The sequence below is a fragment of the Sphingobium phenoxybenzoativorans genome, assembly GCF_001757355.1.
Classification (GTDB): domain Bacteria; phylum Pseudomonadota; class Alphaproteobacteria; order Sphingomonadales; family Sphingomonadaceae; genus Sphingobium; species Sphingobium phenoxybenzoativorans.
In genome coordinates, this window is sequence record NZ_MINO01000053.1 from 20,762 (window position 1) to 28,172 (window position 7,411).

At 59.3% G+C, this 7,411-nt stretch carries 7 protein-coding genes; 5 read left to right on the forward strand and 2 right to left on the reverse strand.

The features are described from left to right. Positions 1–71: 71 nt before the first annotated feature. On the reverse strand, positions 72–1,367 hold the full coding sequence (locus BHQ40_RS18535) for a spinster family MFS transporter (RefSeq protein WP_253183411.1): 1,296 nt from the start codon (positions 1,365–1,367) through the stop codon (positions 72–74). A gap of 375 nt (positions 1,368–1,742) precedes the next feature. On the opposite strand from BHQ40_RS18535, the gene BHQ40_RS18540 reads away from it, so the two are divergent. Then, on the forward strand, positions 1,743–2,513 hold the full coding sequence (locus BHQ40_RS18540; RefSeq protein WP_253183412.1) for an SDR family oxidoreductase: 771 nt from the start codon (positions 1,743–1,745) through the stop codon (positions 2,511–2,513). 6 nt (positions 2,514–2,519) lie between these two features. Here BHQ40_RS18540 and BHQ40_RS18545 read toward each other — a convergent pair whose 3' ends face one another. Next, entirely contained in the window at positions 2,520–3,335 is an 816-nt protein-coding gene (locus tag BHQ40_RS18545) for an SDR family NAD(P)-dependent oxidoreductase (RefSeq protein WP_070157265.1), read from the reverse strand. A gap of 296 nt (positions 3,336–3,631) precedes the next feature. Here BHQ40_RS18545 and BHQ40_RS18550 point away from each other — a divergent pair, with 296 nt between their 5' ends. From BHQ40_RS18550 to BHQ40_RS18565, 4 genes are read left to right on the forward strand one after another with little or no spacing between them, the layout of a single operon-like run. Continuing rightward, positions 3,632–4,417: a 2-keto-4-pentenoate hydratase gene (locus BHQ40_RS18550; protein WP_070157268.1), complete on the forward strand. Its 786-nt coding sequence runs from the start codon at positions 3,632–3,634 to the stop codon at positions 4,415–4,417. Between the two features lie 2 nt (positions 4,418–4,419). After that, positions 4,420–5,361, forward strand: a complete 942-nt coding sequence (locus BHQ40_RS18555; RefSeq protein ID WP_070157271.1) for an acetaldehyde dehydrogenase (acetylating) — start codon at positions 4,420–4,422, stop codon at positions 5,359–5,361. Next, positions 5,358–6,380 carry a 4-hydroxy-2-oxovalerate aldolase gene (gene dmpG / locus BHQ40_RS18560; protein WP_070157274.1) on the forward strand — a complete coding sequence of 341 codons (1,023 nt, stop codon included), beginning with the start codon at positions 5,358–5,360 and terminating at the stop codon, positions 6,378–6,380. The genes BHQ40_RS18555 and dmpG overlap by 4 nt, the downstream gene beginning before the upstream one ends. Positions 6,381–6,415: 35 nt before the next feature. Then, complete coding sequence (locus BHQ40_RS18565; RefSeq protein WP_171905896.1) at positions 6,416–7,351, forward strand: ketopantoate reductase family protein; 936 nt, start codon at positions 6,416–6,418, stop codon at positions 7,349–7,351. Positions 7,352–7,411: the final 60 nt, after the last annotated feature.

The following is a 7,411-nucleotide window of genomic DNA, read 5'->3' on the forward strand; positions in this document are numbered from 1 at the left end:
TTGCGAATGACAAATTTCGTGCGCTTCCCCGATCATTGGCCAGACTGGCCACCGGATCGGCGGCAGGCGAGTTAAGCTGAGGCGAATCTCCGGTTGGCAATCAACAGAACGATACCAGCCAGCAGATTGGCGAGCGCAACGTACAGCAACGCCCAGCGCAAGCCGGCGACGCCGAAAATCGGTGCAAACGCATCGCTCAAGATGCCGACCACCAGCGGCCCAAATGATGCACCCAGTAAGCCGACACCGATCAGAATGACACTTGAGGCCACGGCCTCGTTGCCCTTGCCTGCCACAACATGCGCCATGCCGAAGGCGGCCGGTATATAAAAGACATAGGCGAAGAGGGGCAGTGCCAGAAAAACGATCGCCACTTCCTTTCCCGGAGCAAACCATGCGATTGCTGCGGCAGGCGCCGCCAACAGGAAGGCCAGACCCGGAGCCAGCAGGGCATTCCTGTGCCCCCCGATTGCGGCTCTGTCGAAGATCCGCCCTCCCGCAATCGAGCCTATTACGCCTAGAATTCCCTGCGTAAGTCCGAGCGCCAGACCTGCCTCGGTGGCTGTCAACCCATGTATTCGAATGAAATAGGGAGCCGCAAAACTGAGCGTCGCGTAGATGCTCGAGCCAATGAGACAGGTACCAACGAACAGAGTCCGAAAGGCACGCGACGTCCACAGAGGGCGCAATGCAGAACTGAGGGGCTGACGTACCCGGGTTTCATTCACAGCGCGAACATCGGGCACAAGAAATAGCAACAGAACGATGAAGAAAAAACCTACCGCGCCAGCGCCGAGCAATGCGGTCCGCCAATCCGCATTGTCATTGATCCAGCCTCCCAGGACGAGACCAAGCATCGTTCCGATTGGAACACCCATGGAGAAGATCCCCAGCGCCAAGCCCCGCCGCGCCGGAGAAATGCCTTGTGCAATGAGCGCATGGGCTGCCGGCATGCAGCCTGCTTCGCCTACCGCCACACCAAACCGGGCGGTCACCAGTTGCCCAAAATTGCGAGCCAGCCCACCAGCTGCGGTCATGGCGCTCCAGACCAAGACACAACCCGCCAGCACCAGCTTGGGCGACCAGCGGTCCGCCAACCGTCCCAACGGAAGCGCCAATGTCGAATAGCAAAGGGCAAAAGCAAGGCCTCCAAGCAAGCCCAACTGGGTATCGGACAGATCAAGGTCGCGCTTGATCGATTCAGCCAGAATAAAGGGCAATTGTCGGTCGAGAAAATTCAGAATATTAATCAAGGTGAGAACGATAAGCATGGAGATTGCTGAAGCCGGAGACAAGTGCGGTAGCGGCTTTTTGCTTTCTATTGGCGCGCCTGATTGCAATTCCCGCGCCTGGTTGTGAATCTTCATTACCAGTCTCCTCACGGCGAAACTTCGCAACCTAGCGATCGAACTAGTGCAAACCGCAAATTGCTCGGAGGCGCCGCTGACCCGGTTCGACCAGGCCTTCTCTCCCAAAACACAGCGAAGCGATATGACTGCGGATGAGTCTCGTCAAAGCCGCTTCGCCGTGATTTCCTGCCATGTGGGAGAACCGCGCCGACGATAGCTTTATCAGTCGCCAAACGATGCGTAGAGACCATTGCCTCGGAACCAGACTGGGAAGCACACCGCCTGACGCACTGTGACGGCCAGGGCGGCCATCTTCTTCAGGCGCAGGCCGAAACTATTTACTCTAGCGAATGATAGGCAATCAGGATGTCCAGCAGGAACCCCGACAGGATCGTGATATTGACGGGCGCTTCCGGCGGCATAGGTTCCGCCACAGCGCGACGCTTCGCACGGGACGGCGCTCGCTTGATTCTCAGTGACTTCGACGAACCCAAAGGATCCGCCCTCGCCGATGAACTGGGCGCGCGCTTCATCGCCGCCGACGTGACCCGCGAATGCGAGGTGGAAGCACTGGTTCAAGCCGCACTCAACGAGCATGGTCGTTTAGATGTGATGATCAACAATGCGGGCCAGGTTGGCGCTGTCGGGTCTATTGCCGAGTTGGATGCCGGTGACTGGTCGCGCACCTTCGCGATCCTGCTTGACAGCGTCTTCTTCGGTATGAAGCATGCCGCCCGCGCCATGATTGCCACTGGCCACGGTGGAACTATCCTTTCGACTACGAGCGTCGCCGGGCTGGCGCCCCTTGGACCGCACGCCTATACAACAGCCAAACATGCTGTCGTTGCCTTGACCCAATCGGTAGCTGCAGAATTAGCCGCACACCAGATCCGTGTGAATGCAGTGGCTCCGGGACGTGTCCTGACCGGTATGACTGTCGCCGTCTACGGCAGCGATGAAAACGTCCGCGCTGCAGCAGAGGCCCAACATCCGTTGGGCACGACCATCGATGCAGACGAGATTGCAGGAGCCTTCGCCTTTTTGGCCGGGGATGACGCTCGCAATATTACCGGTCAGATTCTTGCGGTGGACTCCGGTGTTGCCGCGTTGCGCCTGCCACCCCCTTATTACACCGGGACTTCCGGCTACATCGGCGGCGCGTAATGAATTCTATCCGGCGGTCTCCTGCATGTACGTATCCAACAGCGAATCGAATGAATCGAAATCCCATTCGTTCCGCTCGCCTAGCGCAGCCGTGTACTCCGGCGGTTTGAGCAAATGCACGCGCCGCTCCGCCAAGCGAACTATCATTCCGTTGAGCCTAAGCGCCCTGTCGCTCAGCAGGTAAGACGCAAGCGGCGCGACCTCTGCCGGCGTTATCAAGGTGAACGGACCGGTGTCCGATTGTTTCATCATTGCCGTCATAGCCAGGGGCGAAAGTCCGTGGATATGGATTCCGGTACCTGTGACAGCTTTTGACCACGCATAGGTCAGACTCAAAACCGCGCCCTTTGTCGCGCCATAGATGCTGAAATCGCTGAGGCCGAAGATAGAACCAGACACAATGTTGACGATCGCCCCTGCTCCATTGCGCCGCATTTCCTTCAGTGCCGCTACACCGGTATGAATTGTTCCGAGCAAATTGACGCGAACGATTTCCTCCACTCGTTCGGGCGCCATCTCCCAAGGCAAGGCCGGGGTGAATATCCCTGCATTGTTGATCAGGCCGTCGACTCGGCCAAACGCCCGAAGGCAAGCGTCCACAACCGCTTCGCCCGCCTCAGAGGTACCGACCGCCCGAACGTCGCCTTCCGCGCGACCTCCAAAAGTACGAATATCTTCGACAACTGCCTGCGCAGCGGCGCCATCGATGTCATTTACCAGCACACTTGCACCGCGCCGCGCCGCATCGAACGCATAGGCCCGCCCCAGTCCGTGTCCAGCGCCGGTTATAAGAATGGCCCTGTCCGCGAGCTCAATCTTCATCGTTCCCCTCCACCAAAGCCAAGAATCGCAGCCATACGCCATTTCTGCTCGCCCATGGGCAACAACAAATCGCCGCTTCCCAATCTTGTCCCATATGTTGGGAATACAGCTTGTTCCCGCAGTTGAATTAACGAAGCAAAATAGACCTATTACATCTGCAGGGACTTCGTCCATTTGCCTGCGCACAGCTTGCGTCGCTCGAACTTCCCACGATGTAGGAACACGCCTACCTCGAGAATTCCGGGATCACCCGCATGCCTCATAGTATCGGAAGCTCAATGAGAGGATTCGAATAAATGCCGTCCAGCACCAACAAAATTGCCGCTCGCTTGCTACGAGACGCCTATGCCGGTCCACCAATCGCACCCCTACGGGCCTATCTCGACCCGCTCGATATTGCTGGCGCCTATGACGTGCAGACAATCAACACTCGTTTCTGGGAGGCACAAGGCCGGACGATCATCGGACGCAAGGCCGGGTTGACCGCAAAGGCGGTGCAGCAGCAACTGGGTGTCGACCAGCCCGATTTCGGCGTATTGTTCAGTGACATGCGCGTTCCAGATGGTGGCCGGCTTGATCCCGCCCGCTGCCTTCAAGCCAAGGCCGAAGCTGAAATAGCATTCATCCTCGGAGCCGACCTGCGATCGACCGAGACCACGCCTGAAGAAGTTGCAGCAGCAGTCGCCAGCGTTCATGCCGCGATCGAGATAGTCGACAGTCGCATCGCCGACTGGAAGATCACTTTTGCCGATACCGTCGCCGACAACGGCTCCTCTGCCTTTTTCGTTCTGGCCGATGGGGGCCTGCCACTGGCCGGGCTCGACCTGGAAGGCGCGGCAATGTCGATGACGATCGACGGCGAGGTCGCCTCGACCGGCGTGGGCGCGGCGGCACTCGGCAACCCTCTCAACGCTGCTGCCTGGCTAGCGCAGACGCTGGCTGGGCGCGGCGAACCGCTCAAGGCCGGAGACATTCTCCTCGCCGGCGCCTTGGGGCCAATGGTCACACTCAAACCGGGTGATCACGTTCATGCCGAGGTCGCCGGGATCGGCGACTGTTCCTTCATTTTCGCAGGAGCCTGACTATGGGCAAGACCAAGGTTGCTATTATCGGTTCGGGAAACATCGGCACCGATCTGATGATCAAGGTGATGCGCCTCTCAAAGGTGCTGGAAATGGGAGTCATGGTCGGGATCGACCCGCAATCCGACGGTTTGGCCCGCGCGGCACGAATGGGCATCGCCACCACCCACGAGGGGGTTGACGGACTGCTCAGGATGCCTGAGTTCGCGGACATCGGGATCGTTTTCGATGCGACCAGTGCTGGCGCGCACAAGCGTAACAACGAATTGGTTCAGGCGGCGGGCAAGCGCATGGTCGATCTCACGCCCGCCGCGATTGGCCCTTATGTGATTCCGCCAGTCAACGGCGATGCCTGCCTCGATGCCCGCAACGTCAACATGGTCACCTGCGGCGGTCAGGCAACGATCCCCATCGTCGCTGCGGTGAACAGAGTCGCCAAGGTCCACTATGGCGAAATCGTCGCTTCGATCGCCAGCAAAAGTGCTGGGCCAGGGACGCGGGCGAACATCGACGAGTTCACCGAGACGACCAGCCAAGCGATCATGGACGTCGGCGGCGCAACACGCGGCAAGGCCATCATCATTCTCAACCCCGCCGAACCGCCGCTGATCATGCGCGATACCGTCTATTGCCTGTGCGACGAGGCCGATCAGGACGCCATACGAAAATCGGTCGATGACATGATCGCCGAAGTGCAAGGCTATGTCCCCGGCTACCGCCTCAAGCAGGCAGTGCAGTTCGAGCACATCGGGTCGAACCGTCCGCTGCGAATCCCGGAAATGGACGGTGAATTCACCGGCTTGAAAGTCACCGTGTTCCTTGAGGTCGAAGGCGCGGCGCATTACCTTCCCGCCTATGCCGGAAACCTCGACATCATGACATCGGCGGCCATGCGGACCGCCGAGAAGATCGCAATTCGCATGCATGAAGGAGCGGATGCATGACCTTCGATCCGACGAAAGACAAGATCTACATTCAAGACGTCACTCTTCGCGACGGAATGCACGCAGTGCGTCATCAGTACGGGCTCGATCACGTGCGTGCGATCGCCAGGGCTCTCGATCAAGCCGGAATCGATGCCATCGAAGTCGCCCATGGCGATGGACTGCAAGGCTCGAGCTTCAACTATGGTTTTGGCGCACATACCGATTGGGACTGGATCGGAGCGGTAGCGGAAGTTCTCGAGCGCTCGGTCCTTACGACCCTGCTCCTGCCCGGCATCGGCACGGTCCACGACCTCAAGCATGCCTTCGAGATGGGTGTCCGCTCGGTCCGAATCGCGACTCACTGCACCGAAGCGGACGTCTCGAAACAACACATTGAGGCTGCCCGAAACCTCGGCATGGACGTTTCGGGTTTCCTGATGATGAGCCATATGACCAGCCCCGAAGCATTAGCCCAGCAAGCCTTGCTGATGGAAAGCTACGGCGCGCATTGCGTCTATGTCACCGACAGCGGCGGCGCCTTGAACATGGACGAATATGCCGCCCGCCTCCAGGCTTATGATCGGGTGCTCAAGCCTGAAACCCAGCGAGGCGTCCACGCGCATCACAACCTGAGCCTGGGCGTGGCGAACTCGATCGTTGCGGTGCAGAATGGAGCTGTGCGTGTCGATGCCAGTCTTGCCGGCATGGGCGCCGGTGCCGGCAATGCTCCGCTTGAAGTCTTCATTGCCGCGGCCGACCGCTACGGGTGGAACCACGGGTGTGACCTGTTCGCGCTGATGGATGCAGCCGACGACCTTGTCCGGCCGCTGCAGGATCGTCCCGTCCAGGTCGATCGCGAGACACTGACCCTTGGCTATGCGGGGGTCTATTCCTCGTTCCTGCGCCACGCTGAAAAGGCCAGCGCTGACTACGGAATCGACACGAGAGCCATCCTTGCAGAGGTCGGCCGTCGCAAGATGGTTGGCGGACAAGAAGACATGATCGTCGATATCGCGCTCGACCTCGTCAAGGATTGAGCATGCGCCGGCCGGTTATGAGGGGCCGGCCGGCATTGCCCGACCATCGGCGGAGCGTCGATCCATCGGTACTCATTGTCGGGGCGGGCGCGATCGGCAGTCACCTTGCCGCCGCACTTAGCTCACGCGAATGCGAGGCCGCCTTGCTGGCCCGTGGTTCACGCTTGGCCGAAATCCGCACCAACGGCATTCGCCTAGTATCCGGTCGAGATGAACGAACTGTGTCGGTACATGCGCTGGGCTGGGACGAAGTCACCAGTCCAGTCGATATGGCCATCCTGTGCACCAAGACCTGTGGTTTGGAAGAAGCCCTGGTCAGGCTCGCCCCGCGCCTCTCGCACAACGCCAGCATCCTGATGCTTCAGAACGGTATCGACGCGCCGGATCTGGCTTCGGTCCTGTGTCCTGACGCCTCCATCCTTGCGGGACGCGTCCACGGTTTCTTCGAGATTCGGAATGGCGTTTTGTATCACACAGGCGTCGAACCCTCCATCAAACTAGGACTGATGCATCCATCGATTGTTCCTGATGATGCTCTGGAACCAGATCGTACCGCCTCATTGTTGAAGAAAGGCGGCGTTCAGATTGACATCGCAAGGGATATCCGGATCCATCTGTGGGAGAAGTTCCTTCTCGCCGCTCCGTTAGGCGGCGTTGCAGCGGCAACTGGGCTGGCGGCCGGCAGCATTTTGATGGACCCCGGCGCTTCTGAACTTCTTCTCAAGGCGATGCGCGAGGTCGAAGCCCTTGCCAGAGCTACTGGAATTGCCCTCCCCACGGACTGTATCGAAAGGACCTTGGCCTTCGTGGCGACATTCCCGGCTCATGCTACAACATCCTTGCAGCGCGATATTGCAGCCGGTGTCCGATCGGAATACCCGGCGCTTGTCGGAGCCGTCATTCGGCGATCACAAGCCTTCAATCTGAGCACACCTGCATTCGCCGAAATCGATGAACGCGTGCATCGATAGGGAAAAGCTGAGATGTCGTTACCGGAAACTCCCATTACGACCACAATGCCCCGAGCCTCC